This window comes from Luteimonas sp. Soil_C_5 (assembly GCF_057656615.1).
The window spans coordinates 880,808-898,333 of record NZ_JBDGKA010000001.1 but is presented as its reverse complement, the minus strand read 5'-3'; the positions used below and the strand labels follow the sequence as shown (position 1 = coordinate 898,333).

Sequence of the window (17,526 nt, the reverse complement as noted above, 5' to 3'; positions counted from 1 at the left end):
CCATGAAACGCACACAACGCGGCATTACCTTGCTGAGCTTCATCATCGTGCTGGCGGTCGTGGGCTTCTTCGCCTACATCGGCATGAAGCTGTTTCCGATGTATTCGGAGTACTACAGCGTCAAGTCGGCCCTGAAGGGGCTGGCCAGCGAATCGGGCGTCGCGGCGTCCGATCCGGCGCGCATCCAGGACCTGTTCTTCCGCCGGCTGTACATCAGCTACTCGGAGAACGTGAAGCCCAAGGACGTCAAGATCCGCCGCGCCGACAACGGGTGGCAGATCGACGTGCAGTACGAGGTGCGCCGGCCGCTGGTCGGCAACCTCGATGTCGTGGGCAAGTTCCACGCCACGCAGACGCTGACACGCGGTGGCGACGGTATTTGACCGGCAACAGGGGCGGTTCGCGGAGCATGTGTTCCGGGATCCCGCCCTGCTTGCGCAGGCGCTGACGCATCGCAGCGCCGGCACGCCGCACAATGAACGTCTCGAATTTCTCGGCGATGCGATCCTCGGTGCCTTGATCGCGGAGGCGCTGTACGCGCAGTGGCCGGCCGCCGACGAGGGCACGCTGACGCGCGCACGCGCCGAACTGGTGCGGGAGTCCTCGCTCGCCGCCATCGCCCGCGAACTCGACCTCGGCGCGCGGCTGGTGCTGGGCCCGGGCGAAATGAAGTCCGGCGGACACCGTCGGGACTCGATCCTGTCCGACGCGCTGGAAGCGGTCATTGCCGCGGTCTATCTCGATTCCGACCTCGACACCTGCCGGCGGGTGATGCTGCCGCTGTTCGAGCGTCCGATCGCCGCGCTGTCCGGCGGCCGGGTCGCCAAGGACGCCAAGACCCGTCTGCAGGAATGGCTGCAGGCGCGGCAGCTGCCGCTGCCGGGCTACGAACTGCTGGGCGAAAGCGGCGAGGAGCATGCCAAGACCTTCCTGGTCCGGTGTGCGCTGTCCGACGGCGGCGTGGCCGCCGAGGGGCAGGGCAGCTCGCGCCGGGCGGCGGAACAGCAGGCCGCGGAGGCCGTGATCGGCCTGCTCGAGGCCGCGCGCTGAATCCATGACGCCGATGCGCGGACGCTGCGCATCGGGCGGTCGGCATTTCCGTAGAATGCGGGCATGACCGAACCCCACACCACGCCCCACCATGCCGGCTATGTCGCCGTCATCGGCCGACCCAACGTCGGCAAGTCCACCCTGGTCAACGCCCTCGTCGGCGCCAAGGTGAGCATCGTCTCCAACCGTCCGCAGACCACGCGTCACCGCCTGCTGGGCATCGCGACGTTCCCGGAAGGCCAGCTGCTGCTGGTCGATACCCCCGGCATCCATCACGAGCAGAAGCGCGCGATGAACCGGATCATGAACCGGGCGGCGCGTGGCGCGCTGGAAGGCGTCGATGCGGCGCTGCTGGTCGTGGTCGCCGGTCGCTGGGACGACGAGGACAGCCTGGCATTCGATGCGCTGCACGAAGCCGGCGTGCCGGTGGTGCTGGTCGTCAACCAGGTCGACCGGATCAAGGACAAATCCCTGTTGCTGCCGTACCTGCAGAAGGTCACCGAAGGCCGCGATTTCGCAGGCGTCGTGCCGCTGTCCGCGCTCAAGCGCAAGGGCCTGGAGCAGCTGAAGTCGACCGTGCTGCCGCTGGTGCCGGCGCAGGACGCGCTGTTCGGCGAGGACGAGATCACCGACAAGAGCCAGCGCTTTCTCGCCGGTGAACTGGTCCGCGAGCAGCTGATGCGTCAGCTCGGCAACGAACTGCCGTATGCGACGACGGTCGAGATCGAGAGCTTCACGCTCGACGGCACCATGCTGCGCATCGGCGCGGTGATCTGGGTCGAGCGCGAAGGACAGAAGGCGATCGTCATCGGCAAGGCCGGTACGCGCCTCAAGGACATCAGTACCAAGGCGCGGATGGGCATGGAGCGGCTGTTCGACGCCAAGGTGTTCCTGGAAACCTGGGTGCGCGTGCGTGAAGGCTGGTCGGACGACGAAGCCGCGCTCAAGGCGCTCGGTTACGGAGACTGAGGGAGAGACCCGCATGCGCGAAGCCACCGGAACCGACCGCCTGCACGGGCATTGCCTGTGCGGCGGTGTCTCGCTCAGCGTGTCGGCGGATGCGCGCGACGTGCACGCCTGCCACTGCGGCGCCTGCCGTCGCTGGCACGGTGGCCCGGCGATGGTGCTGCACGCCGGGAATGTCAGGATCGACACCGGCGACGCGCTGGTGCGCCGCTTCGTGTCGTCCGAGTGGGCGGAACGCGCATTCTGCAGCGTCTGCGGCAGTGCGCTGTTCTTCCACAGCACCGGCGACGGCCAGCACTTCGTGGCCGCCGGCCTGTTCGATGCGATTCCCGGCGCGCAGCTGCAGTCCGAGATCTTCGTCGACGCGAAGCCGGTCTGGTACGACTTCGCGGACGAGCGGGAACGCCTGACCGGCGCCGAGTTCATGGCCCGGGTCGGCGCTGCCGACTGAGTCGGCAGCCCGTGGCGCGCGATGCGCATCGATGACGAACCCGCCTACGTGCTGCATGCACGTGCCTGGCGTGAGACCAGTCTTCTGGTCGAAGTGCTGACCCGCGATCACGGGCGCATCGGTCTGGTCGCGCGGGGCGTGCAGGGCCCCAAACGCCACGTACTACGCGCGGCGCTGCAACCCCTGCAGCACATCCGCCTGTCCGCCGTGCTGCGCGGCGAACTCGCGCAGTTGCGCACGGCCGAGGCGCTGGACGCTGCGCCGCGCCTGAGCGGCGACGCGATGCTGGCCGGCTTCTACGTCAGCGAACTGGTGCTGCGCTTGGCGCCGCGACAGGATCCCGCGCCCGAGCTCTACGAGGCCTATGGCGTCGTGCGCGATCGCCTGCGCACGCCCGTCGCGCTTGCGTGGACGCTGCGCCGGTTCGAACGCGATCTGCTGGAGGCGCTCGGTGTCGGCTTCGCGCTCGATCACGACGGCGACGGCGAACCCATCGATCCCGCCGCCCGCTATCGTCTGGAAGCCGAACACGGTCCGCGGCGCCTGCAGCGCGACAGCGGCGCAGGCGACCGCAATTCCGCGGCGACCGGGCGCGGCCTGCTCGCCCTGGCTGCCGATGCCGCACCGCCGGAAGGCTCCGACCTGGCGGGACTGCGGCGTGCGCTGCGCGCGGTGCTGGTGCATCACCTGGGGCCTCGCGGCCTCAAGTCCTGGGAACTGGCCAGCGACCTCGCCGGCCGCTGACGCCTCAGCGCTGGGCGAGGGTGGTGTCGACGGATTCGGCGAAGGCCTGCAGGCGGTCCGGCGCGTCGGGCGCGGTTTCGAGCGCGACGACCGCGGCGCCGAGGCGCAGCGCGCCGACGAATCCGCAGCTGGCGCGCAGCCGGTGCAGGGCGTCGCGCATGGCGGGCAGATCGCCGGCGGCGGCGCGCACGATGGTGTCGCGGGTCGCCGGGAGTTCGGCCAGGAACAGTGCGCGCAGCGCATCGGCGTTGCGCGCATCGCCGCCGATGGCCGCCAGCGCAGCCGCCCGGTCCCAGACCGCCGGGGGTTCGGATCCCGACCACTGCGGCGGAACCGGCGGCGCCGGGGCGCGTCTCGCCGTAAGAACGCCGCGGATCGCGGCCTGCCAGGCGGCCGCCGAGACCGGCTTGCTGACCGCCCGTGCGAAGCCGGCGGCGCGCAGCCCGGTCAGGGCGCTCCGTTCGTGCGCCGCCGTGTGCGCGAGTGCGGGCGCCTTGAGGCCTTCGGCGCGCAGCCGGTCGAGCAGGGCGGCGCCGGTGCCGTCAGGCAGGTGGGCATCGATGAGCCAGGCGTCGTAGGGATTGCGGACCGCCAGCGCCAGCGCATCGGCCACGGAGGCGGCAACATCCACTTCCGCAGGCAGCGCTCGGGCCGCGGCACGCAGGAAGCCTTGACTGGTGGGGTCGTCTTCGACCAGCAGCAAACGGGTCATGGGTGCTCCTTGCAGTGCAGGTATGCTCCGGCGATGTCCTACCGCCTGGTGTCGATCCTAACGCTGTTGCTGGCCTGCGCGCCTGTGGCGCGCGCGCAGATCCCGGCGCCGGCGGCCGCCGCGACCGCAGCACTTGCCGCGGCCGCCGCGCCGACGGTCCGCGCGCGCGTGGATCGGGTGATTACGCCTGTCGCGACGCTGCACGACGTCCGTCTGACCCTGGACTGGCCCACAGACGCGCCCGAGGGCCGGTTGCGGCTCCGCGCGGCCCGTGTCGACGCAGGCGAGCTGGGCTGGCGCTTCGACGATGTCGACTGGCAGTGTCCCGTGCGCCGCGCGCGCCGGCCGGACGGCGACACCCGTTGGCAATGCGACGGCACGGTGCGCAGCGGGCAGGGCGAAACGTTGCGGCTCGCGGTCGCGCTGGATGCCGCGCAGACGGGCGCTCAGCTGTCGGGCGAAGGCGGGCAGTTGGCCCTGACCCGCGATGCGCGCACGCCGGACCGCACCCGGATCGATCTCGCAACGGTCCCGGCCGCGTGGGCGGAGGCGCTCGTGCGCCAGGGCTGGTCGGGTGGCCAGTTGCGCGGCGGCAGGCTGGATGGCTCGGTGCGCATCGACGCGCCGACGGACCGGCCGCTGCGGATCGACGCCCGGCTGGGCCTGCGCGAGGTGGCGCTGGAATCGGACGCGGGCGACATCGCCGGCGCCGGCCTAGATGCCGATCTGCACCTCGACGTCCGCCTGCCCACCGGGCGTACGGAGGTCACGCTGGACGGAGACTTCACCGGCGGCGAACTGCTGTTCGGCAGCGCCTATGTCGCATTGCCCGACACGCCCATCGGTGTGGGCCTGACGCTCGCGCGCGAGGATGCCGGCGACTGGCAGTTCCCACGCCTGAAATGGGACGACGGCGATACGCTGCGGGTCGACGGCAGCGCGCGACTGCGCCCCGACCTGACCGTCGATGCACTCGAACTCGACGTCGACAGCGCCGATGCCAGCGGACTGCCGGCGCGCTATCTGTCCGGCTGGCTCGGGCAGGCCGGTCTGTCGGGCCTGTCGCTCGACGGCGGCTTCGCGGGCGGCTTGTCGATCGATGCCGGCGAACTGCGCGATGCGCGCGTGCGCCTGCGCCGGCTGGATGTCGGCGATGCCGCGGACCGCTTCCGCTTCGACCGCTTGGCGGGCGCGATCCGCTACTCCGCGCACGCACCGGTGCGCAGCACCTTCGGCTGGCGCGGCGGCGCGCTGTACGGCATGCCGTTCGATGCGGCGGCCTGGACCCTGCTCAGCGGCGATGGCCGGCTGCGCCTGCGCGATCCGGTCGCGCTGTCGTTCCTCGGCGGGCGGATCGGCTTCGAGGCCCTGGTGCTGCGTCCGCCTGCGGGCGACCAGGGCCTGCGCATGCAGACCGAGCTGCGCCTCGAAGCGCTGGACATCGGCGCGTTGACGCAGGCGCTCGACCTGCCGGCATTCGAAGGCACGCTCGAAGGCCGCATTCCTGCGGTGCGCTACGCCGACAACCGCATCGAATTCGATGGCGGCGTTTCGATGGAACTGTTCGACGGCCGCGTGGACGTGGCCGCGCTGTCGATCGAGCGTCCGTTCGGGGTCGCGCCCACGGTGTCGAGCGACCTCGCCATCCACGGACTGGACCTGCACGCGCTGACCAATGTCTTTGGCTTCGGCAGTATCGAAGGCCGGTTGCATGGCCGGATCGACGGCCTGCGTGTGGTCGACTGGAGCACGACCGCGTTCGACGCCGAGCTGCATACCGAACGCGCGCGCGGCGTGCGCCAGCGGATCAGCCAGCGTGCGGTGCAGAACATTTCCAGCGTCGGCGATGCTTCGTTCGTGACCAGCCTGCAGGGCCAGCTGATCGGCCTGTTCGACGATTTCGGCTATCGCGCCATCGGCATCTCATGCCGGCTGCGCAACGAGGTCTGCCGGATGGGCGGACTGCGTTCAGGGCCTTCGACCTTTACTATCGTCGACGGCAGCGGCCTGCCGAGGCTCGATGTCGTCGGCCACAACCGCGATGTCGACTGGCCCACGCTGGTCGAGCGACTGGTCGCCGTGGCCGGCGGCGAGGTCGAACCGGTGTTCGAATGATGCCGATGCATGTCCCCACTTTTCTACGGAGATTCCCGATGACGCGTTGGACCGGACTTCCGATCGTCGCCGCCCTGGCGCTGACCGCATGCGTGACGATCAACGTCTACTTTCCCGCCGCGGAGGCCAAGGAAGCAGCGCGCGAATTCGTGGAGAACGTGATCGGCGACCAGGTGCCGTCGACCGAGACCCCGCCGTCGACCGTGCCCGGTGGTGGCATGGCGCAGCGCGGTGCGCGCTTCGATGCGTGGATGCTGCTGGGTATCGGCAGTGCGCAGGCGCAGACGCCCGACATCAGCATCCGCACGCCGGCCGTGCAGGCGATCCAGTCGCGCATGGAGCAGCGCTTCAACGGCACGCTGCGCCCGCATTTCGATTCGGGCGCGCTGGGCTTCGGCGGCAACGGGCAGGTGGTCGTGCGCGATGCCTCGCAGTTGCCGATCAAGGACCGGGTGGCGATCAACGCTGCCGTGGCCGACGACAACCGGGATCGCCAGGCGGCGTATCGCGAGATCGCCGTCGCCAACGGTCATCCCGAATGGGAAGCGCAGATCCGCGACGTGTTCTCGCGGCAGTGGATCGCCAGTGCCCGCCCGGGTTGGTGGTACCAGCAGGGCGGCAACTGGCAGCAGAAGTAAGCGCATGTGCCGGATCCATCGCAGAGGCCGCCTTCGGGCGGCCTCTCGCGTTGTGGCCAAGGGCAGGGTGGCGGTGGCTTCTGCGACAATACGCGGCCTTTCCGCCCGCAGCCTTCGCCACGTGGCCCGTAAACGTCTCGATCAGACCCCCTTCCAGGTCGATGTCCTCGGCTTGACCCATGACGGTCGCGGTGTTGCGCGACTGCCCGACGGCAAGGCCGTGTTCGTGGCCGGCGCGTTGCCCGGCGAACAGGTCGTCGCCCAGCGCACCGCGCGTTCGCGCAGCTTCGACGAGGCGGTGACGCTTGAGGTGCTGCGCGCGTCCGAACACCGGGTCGCGCCGCGGTGCGCGCATTTCGGCGTATGCGGCGGCTGCGTGCTGCAGCACCTCGAGACCGGACAACAGATCCTGGCCAAGGAAAACGTGCTGCGCGAGAACTTCGAACGCATCGGCCACGTCACCCCGAAGCGCTGGATGGCGCCGCTGGTCGACCACGCCTGGGGCTACCGGCGCAAAGGACGGTTCTCGGTGCGCCGGGTCGACAAGAAGGACAAGACCCTGGTCGGCTTCCGTGAGCGCGATCCGCGCTTCGTCGCCGACCTGCACGAGTGCCACACGGTGATTCCGGAAATCGGCGCCGTCATTCCCGCGCTGTCGGCGCTGGTGGACGGTCTGGACGCGCGCAGCGTGCTGCCGCAGATCGAATTCATCGCCGGCGATGCGACCGCGGATTTCGACGGTATCGCCCTGGTCCTGCGCCACCTGCAGCCGCTGTCCGACTCGGACCGCGACGCCCTGCTGGCGTTCGGCCAGCGCCATCGCATGGCGATCTTTCTGCAGCCGGGCGGGCACGACACCGTGCATCCGCTGTGGCCAGAGGCGCCGGCGCTGTCGTTCCGGCTGGCGCCGTGGGAGGTGGAACTGAAGTTCCGGCCTCTGGATTTCATCCAGGTCAATGCCCGGCTCAACGAGGCGATGATCGCGCGCACGTTCGAGCTGCTGGATCTGCAGCCGGACGACCGTGTCCTCGATCTGTTCTGCGGACTCGGCAACTTCACCCTGCCGATGGCGCGGCGCGTGCGCGAAGTCGTCGGCGTCGAGGGCGAGGCCGGACTGGTGGCGCGGGCGAAGGAGAATGCCGCGCACAATCGGCTGGCGAACGCGCAGTTCCATGCGGCCGACCTCACCCAGGACCAGCGCGGCACGGCGTGGATGCGCCAGGGCTTCGACAAGCTGCTGCTGGATCCGCCGCGCTCGGGCGCGATCGATGTACTGCGCCAGCTGCCGCTGGAGCAGTTCGGACGCATCGTCTACGTCAGTTGCCATCCGGCATCGCTGGCGCGCGATGCGGACTATCTGGTCAATGAGCGCGGCTGGACGTTGTCGGACGCGGGGGTGATGGACATGTTTCCGCAGACCGCGCATGTCGAATCGATCGCGCTGTTCGAAAAGCGCTGAGGACTTGCAGCTATGGGCATCGAGATCGAACGCAAGTTCCGGGTGACCTCCGAGGCGTGGCGCGCGGCCGCGCACCGGGTCGTGCCGATGGCGCAGGGCTATCTCAACGATGCCGCGTCGCTCGCCAGCGGCGCCCAGAACGCCTCGGTGCGGGTGCGCATCGAAGACACGGCCGCGTTCCTCAACATCAAATCGCGTGCGATCGGCCACACCCGGCAGGAGTTCGAACTGCCGTTGCCGGTCGACGACGCCCACGCGCTGCTGGCGCTGTGCGTCGGCGGCCTGGTCGAGAAGCGCCGGCATCTCGTGCGGCACGGCGCGCACCTGTGGGAAGTGGACGAATTCCTGGGCGAGAACGCCGGCCTGGTGGTCGCCGAGATCGAGCTCGCCAGCGCCGATGCGGCGTTCGAGCGGCCCGACTGGCTGGGCGATGAAGTCACCGACGCGCCGCGCTATTACAACCTCGCGCTGGCGGCGGTCCCGTTCTCGCGCTGGGACGCGACCGAGCGCGACTGAGGGCGGGGCAGGGCGGGCTGCCGTCCGATGCATGCGTCGCCCATCGAGGCAGCGCCCGTGCACATGATCGCGATGCGGTTCAAGCTGCGCACATCGGCGCGATGCCGGGCGTCGTCCTCACAGATACTGCCGGTCGCCGCGCGTGACCTTGCGTTTGGGGATCGAGATCGCCGATGAACCGGGCGCCGCGCATGCCGGTCGGCGGACACACCGCTTCTGCGACAATGCCCGTCCGCATCGCCCGATGCGTCTGTTGGAGAGGTCCGCAATGCTCGTGATCGGCGTAGCCGGCACCGAACTCACCGCGCAGGAGCGCGACTGGCTGCAGCACGATGCCTGCGCCGGGGTGATCCTGTTCAAGCGCAACTTCGCCTCGCGCGCGCAGATCGCCGAGCTGTCGGCCGCGATCCGCGCCGCCGCGCCGCGTCCGCAGCTGGTCTGCGTGGATCAGGAAGGCGGACGCGTGCAGCGCTTCCAGGACGGGTATTCCGAACTGCCGTCGCTGGCCGGATTCGGCGCGCAGTACCTGGCCGATCCCGACGCCGCATGCGACGCCGCCCGCGCGCATGCGCGCCTGATGGCGGACGAAGTGCGCGCAAGCGGCGTGGACCTGAGTTTCGCGCCGGTGGTCGACGTAGGCCACGGCAATCTCGCGATCGGCGACCGCTCATTCTCCGAGGATCCGCACGTGGCCGCCGCGCTGACGCGTGCCTACATCGAAGGCATGCACGCCGCTGGCATGGCCGCGACGCTCAAGCATTTCCCGGGTCACGGCTCGGTGCGCGAGGATACCCATTTCGACGATGCGATCGACAACCGCAGCCTCGACGACATCCGCGCACACGACCTGGTGCCGTTCGTGGCCGGCATCGATGCCGGCGCGGACGCGGTGATGCTGGCGCACGTGGTCTACCCGCAGGTCGCGCCCGAGCCGGCCGGCTATTCGCCGCTGTGGATCAACACGATCCTGCGCGAGCAGATGGGCTTCCGCGGCGTGGTCTTCTCCGACGACATCGGCATGGCGGCTGCGTTCTCGGCGGGCGGCATCAAGTCGCGCGTGGACGCGCACCTCGACGCCGGCTGCGATGTCGTGCTGGTCTGCCATCCCGAACTCGTGACCGAATCACTGGCCGCGGTCGAAGGCCGTGCACTCAACACCATGGCGCTGGCCGGACTGATCGGGCGTGGCCCGCTCGGCTGGGACGGCGCGCTCGCCGACGGCACTTCTGCCGCCCGTACTGGAGACATCGCATGAACGTGCCCGACCTCGACGACGTCCTCGACACTGCCGACCTGCTGTTCGACCGCGACGCACTGGAGGACGCCATCGAATCGATGGCCGACGACATCGCGGACGACTACGGCGATGACGATCGGCCGCCGGTGTTCCTGACCATCATGCACGGCGGCATGCCGTTCGCCGCGCAGCTCGCGCTCGCGCTGGGCGAGAACGAGGTCGATCTCGAACTCGACTATCTGCACGCCACGCGCTACCGCGGCAACACGACCGGTTCCGGGCTGGCCTGGCTGCATCGTCCGGCCACGCCGCTGCAGGGGCGCCGTGTGCTGCTCGTCGACGACATCCTCGACGAAGGTCACACGCTGAAGGCGGTCAAGCACTGGTGCGAAGACCAGGGCGCGACCGACGTCCGGATCGCCGTGCTGGCGACAAAGGCACACGACCGCGGCGTCGAAGGCGTCGAAGCCGACTACGCGGGCGTCAGCGTGCCGGACCGCTATGTCTTCGGCTTCGGCATGGATTTCCACGAGCAGGGCCGGAACCTGCCGGGGATCTACGCGTTGGCAGAGTGAGCCGCGGCATCGGCGCCCGGTCGCGACACATCGGTCCCAGTCACGCGCCGGACTGATGGATGTGGCATTGCGCTCCTGGGCCGTTATGACCGACGTCGCGTGATTCTCCGCGTCGCGGTGCGCGACTGAAGCGTGCAGGACCTCGGCAGACTCCCAATAAAAATCCGGCCCCATGACGGGGCCGGATCAGTGAAACGCAACGCGGTCTGGATCAGTAGTCGTAGCGCAGGGTCAGACGGGCCTGACGCGGCGACTGGTAGTTGACGTCGTTCAGATAGTTCGGACTGATGTTGTCGCGGGACTGTTCCTTGAACTCGTTGTACTCGGTGACCTTGTCGTTGTTGAACAGATTGAACACGTCGAGCTTGAGGCGCAGCCGGTTGTCGGCCCAGTTCGGCACATACGACGCGCTCAGATCGAACGTCCACGCCCACGGTGTCCGACCTTCGTCGCCACGCTGGCGCAACTCGCGCTCGCCCGCATCGTTGAGGCAGTAGAAGCTGGAGCCGCTGTAGGGCGTGAACGTCCCCAGGTCGGGCTGCGAGATGCTCTCCAGCGGGATGTAGCCCTGGCAGTTCACCGGACGTCCCGACTGCACGACCAGATTACCGCCCAGCTGCCATTCCTCGGCGATCCGGTAGGCACCGAACAGCTTGAGCGAATGCAGACGATCGTTCGGCGTCGGGCCATAGGTGCCGTCCGTGAACAGCGGGTGGTCGAAGTCCTGGGTCAGGCCTGCATCTTCCTGTTCCAGCGTGGAATTGACGTAGCCCTCGACGTTGCCGCGCGTCTTGGAGATCGTGTACGAACCCTGGAAATTGAACCGCTCGCCGGTGCGCTCCCAGAACAGCTCGATCGCGGAGTAGTTGCGCTTGTACCGCGGCAGGCCGAGGTACGACGCCGGCAGGGTCGCCAGTTCCAGCGTGCCGTCGCCGTCCACGTCGACGCTGAGGATGGCGTCCTCACCGGGATTGACGAAGTAGCAGGACGGCACCGAGCCCGGGTCGAAATCGTCGAAGCCGTTGTCGGCCGCCCATTCGATCCAGGGATTGGTCTGGCAGGTGTCGTCCATGCCGGACTTGACCTGGCGCCGCGTGCCGCGCACGCCCAGCATCCAGTTCTCGGTCAGCTGCATCTGCGCGCCCAGGATCAGTTCGTCCTGGTACATCGGCGACAGGTTGGTCGACGCGACCGAGGCCGGATCCGGCGCGACCAGCGAGCCGTTGGTCTGGGTATCGCCGATCTGCGCGCCCTGACCCACAGGGCGGCCGTCGGCTTCATTCCAGCCCGTCACGTAGTACCAGTTGGACACGGTGGATTCCGCGCCCGTTGCACGGATGCTCGAGTTGGTGGCCACCGGGATGTAGTACCGGCCCAGCGTGCCGAACATCTTCAGGCTGCCGTCGCCGTTCGCATCCCAGGAGAAGCCCAGACGCGGCGCGATCTCGTAATCGGATTCGACCCAGGCAATGCCGTCACCGTTGCGGCTTTCGAACTTCTCGCCGCGCAGGCCGAGATAGGCGAGGAAGTTGTCCGTGATCTGCCAGTTGTCTTCGAGGTAGATCGCGCTGTTGATGTTCTCGTAACTCGAACTGCTGCTCTGGAAGTCACGCGAGCGTGCATAGCGCGCGCCGCGCGGCACGAGCGTGCCGTTCACCGTGCGTCCCGGCTGGCCTGCGAATGCACCGGTAGCGTTGGAGTTCGCCGGCACGAGGTAGTAGGCCCAGTTGATGCCGCCCGCGTAGGTCTGGCCGCGATGGCTCGAGTCATACGAATCGTGGTCGACACCGAAGCGCACACGGTGATCACCGAGTACCCACTCGGCATCCACGCGGAACGCCTTGCGCACGTCTTCGTCCGGCGGCGCATCCAGATCCGGAATCGTGGTGATCGTGCCGGGGTTACAGCCGATGTAGCGCTCCAAAGTGCCGGTGGTGAGGCCGAAGCTGTAGGCCCAGGGGCATTCCGAGCCTGCACCGGCCGCCGGCAGGCGGGAGGAGATCAGGTTGCTCAGGTAGCCGTACTGGCCCGACACGGTGAAGTTGTCGCTCACGTACGCCGTGTACTTGAGGATGCCGACCTTGCCGCCGGTTTCGATCTCGTATTCGTCGGTCTGGGTCTCGTGACTTCCGACGTTGTATCGCGGCTCGTCGTCCGCGGTAAGTTCGTTTTCGAACGTGCGGTACTTCGTCTTGCCCTGGTTGTAGATGCCGGTGAATTCCAGCAGGTTGCGGTCGTTGATGTACCAGTCCAGCTTCAGCATGCCCTGTGGACTGGTGTTCCGGGTGCTTTCGCTCGTAAGGGCGTTATAGGTATCCGTGGTGTCGTTGCGGCCCTCGGCGAGGGCGAAGAAGAACAGCTTGTCGCGGATGATGGGACCGCTGGCATAGGCCGTGTACACCGTGCTGGCGGACTCGTTGTCGCTGCGGTACTGGTACAGCGGGTTCGGCGCATCCGGATCACGTTGCCGCACGTCCCGACCCGAAGCGCGCGCCCATTCCGGTTCCCATTCCACGGTGCCGCCGTAGTGGAAATCGTTCGAGCCCGACTTGGTCACGATGCTGATGATGCCGCCCAGCGAGCGACCATACTCGGCACCGTAGCCGCCGGTCTTGACCTGCTGCTGCGCGATGCTCTGGAACGGCGTGTCGGCGAACGACAGGAACGTGCGCATGTTGGTCACGTCGAAGCCGTTGATGTAGTAGCCGTTCTCGGCGACTGACGAACCGCCGAACGAGGCCAGATTGCCGCCGCCCAGGCCCGTGTCGCCGCGGACCGTGCCCGGCGCGAGCAGGGCGACCGACGAAACGTCGCTCGCGACCGGCAACGTGCGCAGCTGGTCGGCGGTGAACACCGCATTCGACTCGACCGACGACACATCGATCGGATTGAAGGCGCGTGTGCCCCGTACCTCGACCGTGCCGAGGTCGGTCGCGCTGCCGCTGCTGGCGGGGCCGGTGAAGGCCACCTGCGAACCCGTGCCGATCTTGACCTCGACTTCGCGACGCTGGCCATCACTGGTGACCACATATCGACCGGCCGGCAACTGGGCAAAGCTGAAACGGCCATCGTTGGCGGCCGTGATCGAACGGCTCAGACCCGTCTGCGGGTTCTGGATGGTGATGGTCGCGCCTGGCTCTCCGTTGCCGAAAATCGATCCCACGGCGCGCTGCGCGTGCGCGCCGCCTGCGACACACATCCCCAGCGCGATGGTCAGAGCGCTGTACTTGAGCTGCTTGGTCAGTGAACGATGGACTCGACGAGTCATGTTTCGGGTTTCCAACTGAGGGAAATGTTGATTCCGGCCGATTCCGGCTCGGACGCCCCCTACCGTCTGCAGTACGCCCGCGCATTTCTGTGATGCGTCGACGTTTCTGAACGAAAAACTAACGCTAGGTTTACGAAAGATTGATCAACGATTTCCGCTTGTAAAGAGGGTTACCCGACTTTGTGGTAAAGAATTTTATGAATGCGGAGGACGTTGGGTTTGTCAGGGAGCGGGGCTGATGGATAGGCCTTGAAAGCTGAATGACGAGTCTCTGCGAAGTGACCATCAACGCGGTCCCAGGCAGGTCATGAGGATCGTGTGCGCGGTTTTGCGCGAAAACGTGCCTCGGACGCCTGCACATCGGACAATGGACGCTAGTCCACAGCACCCGCGACCCCTCATGACTCTCGATATCGATTTCGCCGTGATCGGCGGCACCGGCCTCTACCAACTGGCCGATCTGCAGGACGTCGAACCGCACCAGCCGGTCACGCGATACGGCGCGTTGTCGGGGCCGGTGCGTGTCGGCACATTGGACGGCAGGCGCGTCGCGTTCCTCGCGCGTCATGGCGAGGGCCATTCGGTCCCGCCGCACCAGGTGAACTACCGCGCCAACCTGTCGGCGCTGCAGGCGCTGGGTGCGAAGCGGGTGCTGGCCCTGAATACGGTCGGCGGCATCACCGAACGGTTCGGTCCGCGGGTGCTGGCCTGTCCGGACCAGTTGATCGACTACACCTGGGGCCGGGTGTCGACGTTCTGCGAGGAGCCGGGCACCGATGTCCTGCATGTCGACTTCGGCGATCCCTATACGCCCGGGCTCCGGCGCGAGGTCCTCGACGCTGCGCGCGCCGCCGGCGTCGATCTTGTGGGAGACGGTTGTTATGGCGCGACCCAGGGGCCGCGGCTGGAAACCCGTGCGGAAATCGCCCGGATGCGCCGGGACGGCTGCGATCTCGTGGGCATGACCGGCATGCCCGAGGCCGGACTGGCACGCGAACTGGAACTCGATTACGCGTGTCTGGCCATCGTCGCCAACTGGGCGGCCGGCGCCGGCCCGCAGGTGGACGAAGTGATCACGTTCGACGACGTGCTCGCCAATGTCGCCGCTGCATCGTCCGGTATTCCGCTGCTGCTGCGCGCACTGCTGGCCCGGTGATTGCGCGGCGTCGCGATTGCTTTGCATACTCGGGACGCCGGCCGGGCGCCTTGCATGCCCGGTCGGCCATCACGTATCCAGACGAGGTCAGACGTTCATGCAATACGGCACAGTGAAGTGGTTCAACGATGCGAAGGGATTCGGTTTCATTGCGCCCGAGGACGGGAGCGCGGACGTCTTCGTGCATTACTCGTCGATCACCTCGACGGGCTTCCGTTCGCTGCAGGAGGGGCAGCGCGTCAGTTACGAGGTGACCCAGGGGCCCAAGGGCGCCCAGGCCAGCGGGGTTGCACCCGCCGCCTGAGTCGACGATACCTGACAACAAAAAAGCCCCGCGAATGCGGGGCTTTTTCGTGGACGATCGAGATGCGTCAGCGCGTGACCGGCGACCAGCGCAGCGCCAGACCGTACTCGCGACCCGGCTGGTAATACCAGTTCACGGTCTCGTAGTTTTTGTCGAACACGTTGGTCGCGCGGGCTTCCAGCGTCCAGTCGGGGTTGAACGCCCACGCGGCGCGCAGGTCCAGCGTGCCGTGGCCGGCGACGCGCACCGTATTGGCGGCGTTGTCGTAGCGGCTGCTGCTGGCGCGCAGCGTGGTGCCGATGCGGAAATCGCCGAAGCTGCGGTCGATGTCGAGACGGCCGCTGTTGCGCGCACGACGGGCGAGCAGGTTGCCGTTGTTGGCGTTGTCGCTGCGGTCGCGCGGATCGACGTGGCTCAGTTCGGTCGACAGGTCGAAGCCGGCGAGCGTGGTCGCGAACGTCAGTTCGGCGCCGCGGATGCGGGCTTCCTGGATGTTCTGCGGGACGAAGTTGCTGTCGAGGAAGATCAGATCGTCGACGCGGCTTTCGAACGCGTTGATCGACCAGTTCCAGTTGTCGCCGTACTGCGCGAGGCCGAGGTTGGCGGTCTTCGCACGTTCGGGCTCGAGATCCGGATTGCCACTGCCCCACGGGAAGTAGAGATCGTTGAACGTCGGCGCCTTGAAGCTGGTCGCGGCGCTGGCGTTGAGACGCAGGCCGTGGTCGAGGTCCAGACCCCAACCGAGGCTGCCGGTGGTGTGGCCACCGAACTGCTCGTTGTCGTCGTGACGCACACCGGCCTGCACGCGGTGCGCACCGAAGCGTGCCGTGTAATCGGAGAACACGGCGAAGTTGTCGCGCGAGGTCAAAGCGTAATCGGTCGTGCTTTCGACGTTGTCGGACATCCAGTCGAAGCCGAGCGTAAACCGCTGCATCGGCGCAAGGCCGATGTCGGCCTGCAACGAGGCGGTGTCGCGCCGGGTGTCGAACCGGCTGACGTCGCTGCGTTCCAGCGTGTCCTGGTCGCGGTAGTAGTTCTTTGCCTTGTCGTAGTTGCGACCGGCCTGCGCGGTCAGACGCACAGCGTCCGATGGGGCGTAGGTCAGCTTGCCGCCAACGACCTGCTGCACGATGTCGGCTTCGTTGCCGCCGAAGGGGCCACCGTCATATTCGTTGAAGGCGTCGGCATGCAGCGCGTTGCCTTCGAGGCTGAGACCGTCGGCGAGTTCCACCCCGCCACGCAGATTGAGCGACAGATTGCGGTAGCCGTCGCGGTCGGGCTCGTCGACCGAGCAACCGGCGCCGAAGTCGCCGTTCAATGGACCGCGGCCCCGACAGGCGTCGATGCCGTCGGTGCGCTGGAATGCGGCATCGACGCCGAACCAGCCGCGGCCGGCGCGGCCACCGATGCCGGCGCTGGCTTCGCGCAGGTCATGGCTGCCCACGCCGATGCGCGCGTGCGGGCTGATCGCGCCGGTGTTGCGGCGGGTGAAGATCTGGATGACGCCGCCGATGGCTTCCGAGCCGTAGAGGCTGGAGCGCGGACCGCGGACGATTTCGACCCGCTCGATCTGGTCGACCGGAATGTCCTGGAATGCGGCGAGGCCGGCGGTCGCCGAACCGATGCGCACGCCATCGACCAGCACCAGCACATGGTCGGATTCGCTGCCGCGCATGAAGATCGAGGTCTGCTTGCCTGGACCACCGGAGTTGCCGATCTGGATGCCGGCGCGACCGCGCAGCAGTTCGGGCAGGTCGCGCGCCTGGGTGCGTTCGATTTCGGCGCGGTCGATGACCTGGGCCGGCACGATGGTGTCGCCGAGCGTGCTTGCGCTGCGGTTGGCGGTGACGAGCACGGTGTCGAGTTCGCGCGAATCGGCGGCAGTCGCCGCGCCGACGACGGGCGAGACAAGGGCGGCGACGATCGCCACGGTCAGGGTACGGAACGGCATTGCTGTCTCCTTGGCGCACGTGCACCCACGCACATGCGACGGCTCGGTCATGGAGATCGCGCAGGACGGACACGGCTGCCGTCCGGACACCAGGTGCCCGGAACGCCGCCGCAATGCCCGCCGCATCGCAATCAGTGGACTTCGGGGCCGGTCTCCGGACTCGCGCGTGGGCCGCAGGGGCCCGGGCGTCGCGCCTTCCCGTGCCGGAGCACAGTGGCGGATGCGACGCCTTGTACACGCTTACCGTTGCGGGGGCAGTGCCGGAATGGAGGTCGCATTGCGACCGTCGTCACCGGCTTCCCGTTTCAATCCGCCGGACGAATGCCGGGGGATCACCTCGAAGCAGGCGGGATTGTACGTCAGCCGCCGGCGTTGGACCCGGGC

At 67.9% G+C, this 17,526-nt stretch carries 16 protein-coding genes and 1 riboswitch; of the genes, 13 read left to right on the top strand and 3 right to left on the bottom strand.

Going from position 1 to position 17,526, the window contains the following annotated elements:
* Positions 1-2 precede the first annotated feature (2 nt).
* The 5 genes from AC3A5K_RS04315 to recO all read left to right on the top strand — a co-directional run bounded on the left by AC3A5K_RS04315 (position 3) and on the right by recO (position 3,211).
* Positions 3-383, top strand: a complete 381-nt coding sequence (locus AC3A5K_RS04315) for a DUF4845 domain-containing protein (RefSeq protein ID WP_487616262.1) — start codon at positions 3-5, stop codon at positions 381-383.
* Positions 367-1,050: a ribonuclease III gene (gene rnc, locus AC3A5K_RS04310; RefSeq protein WP_487616261.1), complete on the top strand. Its 684-nt coding sequence runs from the start codon at positions 367-369 to the stop codon at positions 1,048-1,050. The genes AC3A5K_RS04315 and rnc overlap by 17 nt, the downstream gene beginning before the upstream one ends.
* A 63-nt stretch (positions 1,051-1,113) precedes the next feature.
* Positions 1,114-2,019, top strand: a complete 906-nt coding sequence (gene era, locus AC3A5K_RS04305; RefSeq protein WP_487616260.1) for a GTPase Era — start codon at positions 1,114-1,116, stop codon at positions 2,017-2,019.
* 13 nt (positions 2,020-2,032) lie between these two features.
* A complete protein-coding gene (locus AC3A5K_RS04300) occupies positions 2,033-2,467 on the top strand; it encodes a GFA family protein (protein ID WP_487616259.1) in 435 nt (144 codons plus the stop codon).
* Positions 2,468-2,488: 21 nt separating this feature from the next.
* Entirely contained in the window at positions 2,489-3,211 is a 723-nt protein-coding gene (recO, locus tag AC3A5K_RS04295; protein ID WP_487616258.1) for a DNA repair protein RecO, read from the top strand.
* Positions 3,212-3,215: 4 nt separating this feature from the next.
* Here the strand turns inward: recO and AC3A5K_RS04290 are convergent, their stop codons facing one another.
* Positions 3,216-3,923 carry a response regulator transcription factor gene (locus AC3A5K_RS04290; protein WP_487616257.1) on the bottom strand — a complete coding sequence of 236 codons (708 nt, stop codon included), beginning with the start codon at positions 3,921-3,923 and terminating at the stop codon, positions 3,216-3,218.
* A gap of 33 nt (positions 3,924-3,956) precedes the next feature.
* Here AC3A5K_RS04290 and AC3A5K_RS04285 point away from each other — a divergent pair, with 33 nt between their 5' ends.
* The 6 genes from AC3A5K_RS04285 to AC3A5K_RS04260 all read left to right on the top strand — a co-directional run bounded on the left by AC3A5K_RS04285 (position 3,957) and on the right by AC3A5K_RS04260 (position 10,463).
* Complete coding sequence (locus AC3A5K_RS04285; protein ID WP_487616256.1) at positions 3,957-6,038, top strand: hypothetical protein; 2,082 nt, start codon at positions 3,957-3,959, stop codon at positions 6,036-6,038.
* A 38-nt stretch (positions 6,039-6,076) separates the two neighbouring features.
* Positions 6,077-6,676, top strand: coding sequence for a YdbL family probable chaperone protein (locus tag AC3A5K_RS04280; RefSeq protein WP_487616255.1), 600 nt, complete (start codon positions 6,077-6,079; stop codon positions 6,674-6,676).
* 121 nt (positions 6,677-6,797) lie between these two features.
* Complete coding sequence (rlmD, locus tag AC3A5K_RS04275) at positions 6,798-8,135, top strand: 23S rRNA (uracil(1939)-C(5))-methyltransferase RlmD (protein ID WP_487616254.1); 1,338 nt, start codon at positions 6,798-6,800, stop codon at positions 8,133-8,135.
* A gap of 12 nt (positions 8,136-8,147) precedes the next feature.
* A complete protein-coding gene (locus AC3A5K_RS04270) occupies positions 8,148-8,651 on the top strand; it encodes a CYTH domain-containing protein (RefSeq protein ID WP_487616253.1) in 504 nt (167 codons plus the stop codon).
* A 268-nt stretch (positions 8,652-8,919) separates the two neighbouring features.
* A complete protein-coding gene (gene nagZ / locus AC3A5K_RS04265) occupies positions 8,920-9,906 on the top strand; it encodes a beta-N-acetylhexosaminidase (protein ID WP_487616252.1) in 987 nt (328 codons plus the stop codon).
* Positions 9,903-10,463 carry a hypoxanthine-guanine phosphoribosyltransferase gene (locus AC3A5K_RS04260; RefSeq protein WP_487616251.1) on the top strand — a complete coding sequence of 187 codons (561 nt, stop codon included), beginning with the start codon at positions 9,903-9,905 and terminating at the stop codon, positions 10,461-10,463. The genes nagZ and AC3A5K_RS04260 overlap by 4 nt, the downstream gene beginning before the upstream one ends.
* Before the next feature lie 211 nt (positions 10,464-10,674).
* Here the strand turns inward: AC3A5K_RS04260 and AC3A5K_RS04255 are convergent, their stop codons facing one another.
* Complete coding sequence (locus AC3A5K_RS04255; RefSeq protein WP_487616250.1) at positions 10,675-13,731, bottom strand: TonB-dependent receptor; 3,057 nt, start codon at positions 13,729-13,731, stop codon at positions 10,675-10,677.
* 400 nt (positions 13,732-14,131) lie between these two features.
* Between AC3A5K_RS04255 and AC3A5K_RS04250 the strand changes: the two genes are divergently transcribed.
* Both AC3A5K_RS04250 and AC3A5K_RS04245 read left to right on the top strand, forming a co-directional pair.
* Positions 14,132-14,887: an S-methyl-5'-thioinosine phosphorylase gene (locus tag AC3A5K_RS04250; RefSeq protein WP_487616249.1), complete on the top strand. Its 756-nt coding sequence runs from the start codon at positions 14,132-14,134 to the stop codon at positions 14,885-14,887.
* 97 nt (positions 14,888-14,984) lie between these two features.
* Complete coding sequence (locus AC3A5K_RS04245) at positions 14,985-15,191, top strand: cold-shock protein (protein WP_487616248.1); 207 nt, start codon at positions 14,985-14,987, stop codon at positions 15,189-15,191.
* 67 nt (positions 15,192-15,258) lie between these two features.
* Here AC3A5K_RS04245 and btuB read toward each other — a convergent pair whose 3' ends face one another.
* Positions 15,259-17,142: a TonB-dependent vitamin B12 receptor gene (btuB, locus tag AC3A5K_RS04240; protein ID WP_487616247.1), complete on the bottom strand. Its 1,884-nt coding sequence runs from the start codon at positions 17,140-17,142 to the stop codon at positions 15,259-15,261.
* A 128-nt stretch (positions 17,143-17,270) separates the two neighbouring features.
* A riboswitch (cobalamin riboswitch) is annotated at positions 17,271-17,497 on the bottom strand.
* Between the last annotated feature and the right edge of the window lie 29 nt (positions 17,498-17,526).

Bases quoted from the DNA above. Each gene is read 5' to 3' on its own strand.
- era (WP_487616260.1), top strand. From the start codon at position 1,114: ATGACCGAACCCCACACCACGCCCCACCATGCCGGCTATGTCGCCGTC.
- AC3A5K_RS04260 (WP_487616251.1), top strand. From the start codon at position 9,903: ATGAACGTGCCCGACCTCGACGACGTCCTCGACACTGCCGACCTGCTG.
- AC3A5K_RS04290 (WP_487616257.1), bottom strand. From the start codon at position 3,923: ATGACCCGTTTGCTGCTGGTCGAAGACGACCCCACCAGTCAAGGCTTC.
- AC3A5K_RS04280 (WP_487616255.1), top strand. From the start codon at position 6,077: ATGACGCGTTGGACCGGACTTCCGATCGTCGCCGCCCTGGCGCTGACC.
- AC3A5K_RS04315 (WP_487616262.1), top strand. From the start codon at position 3: ATGAAACGCACACAACGCGGCATTACCTTGCTGAGCTTCATCATCGTG.
- AC3A5K_RS04270 (WP_487616253.1), top strand. From the start codon at position 8,148: ATGGGCATCGAGATCGAACGCAAGTTCCGGGTGACCTCCGAGGCGTGG.
- btuB (WP_487616247.1), bottom strand. From the start codon at position 17,142: ATGCCGTTCCGTACCCTGACCGTGGCGATCGTCGCCGCCCTTGTCTCG.
- AC3A5K_RS04300 (WP_487616259.1), top strand. From the start codon at position 2,033: ATGCGCGAAGCCACCGGAACCGACCGCCTGCACGGGCATTGCCTGTGC.
- AC3A5K_RS04255 (WP_487616250.1), bottom strand. From the start codon at position 13,731: ATGACTCGTCGAGTCCATCGTTCACTGACCAAGCAGCTCAAGTACAGC.
- AC3A5K_RS04245 (WP_487616248.1), top strand. From the start codon at position 14,985: ATGCAATACGGCACAGTGAAGTGGTTCAACGATGCGAAGGGATTCGGT.
- nagZ (WP_487616252.1), top strand. From the start codon at position 8,920: ATGCTCGTGATCGGCGTAGCCGGCACCGAACTCACCGCGCAGGAGCGC.
- AC3A5K_RS04250 (WP_487616249.1), top strand. From the start codon at position 14,132: ATGACTCTCGATATCGATTTCGCCGTGATCGGCGGCACCGGCCTCTAC.
- AC3A5K_RS04285 (WP_487616256.1), top strand. From the start codon at position 3,957: ATGTCCTACCGCCTGGTGTCGATCCTAACGCTGTTGCTGGCCTGCGCG.
- recO (WP_487616258.1), top strand. From the start codon at position 2,489: ATGCGCATCGATGACGAACCCGCCTACGTGCTGCATGCACGTGCCTGG.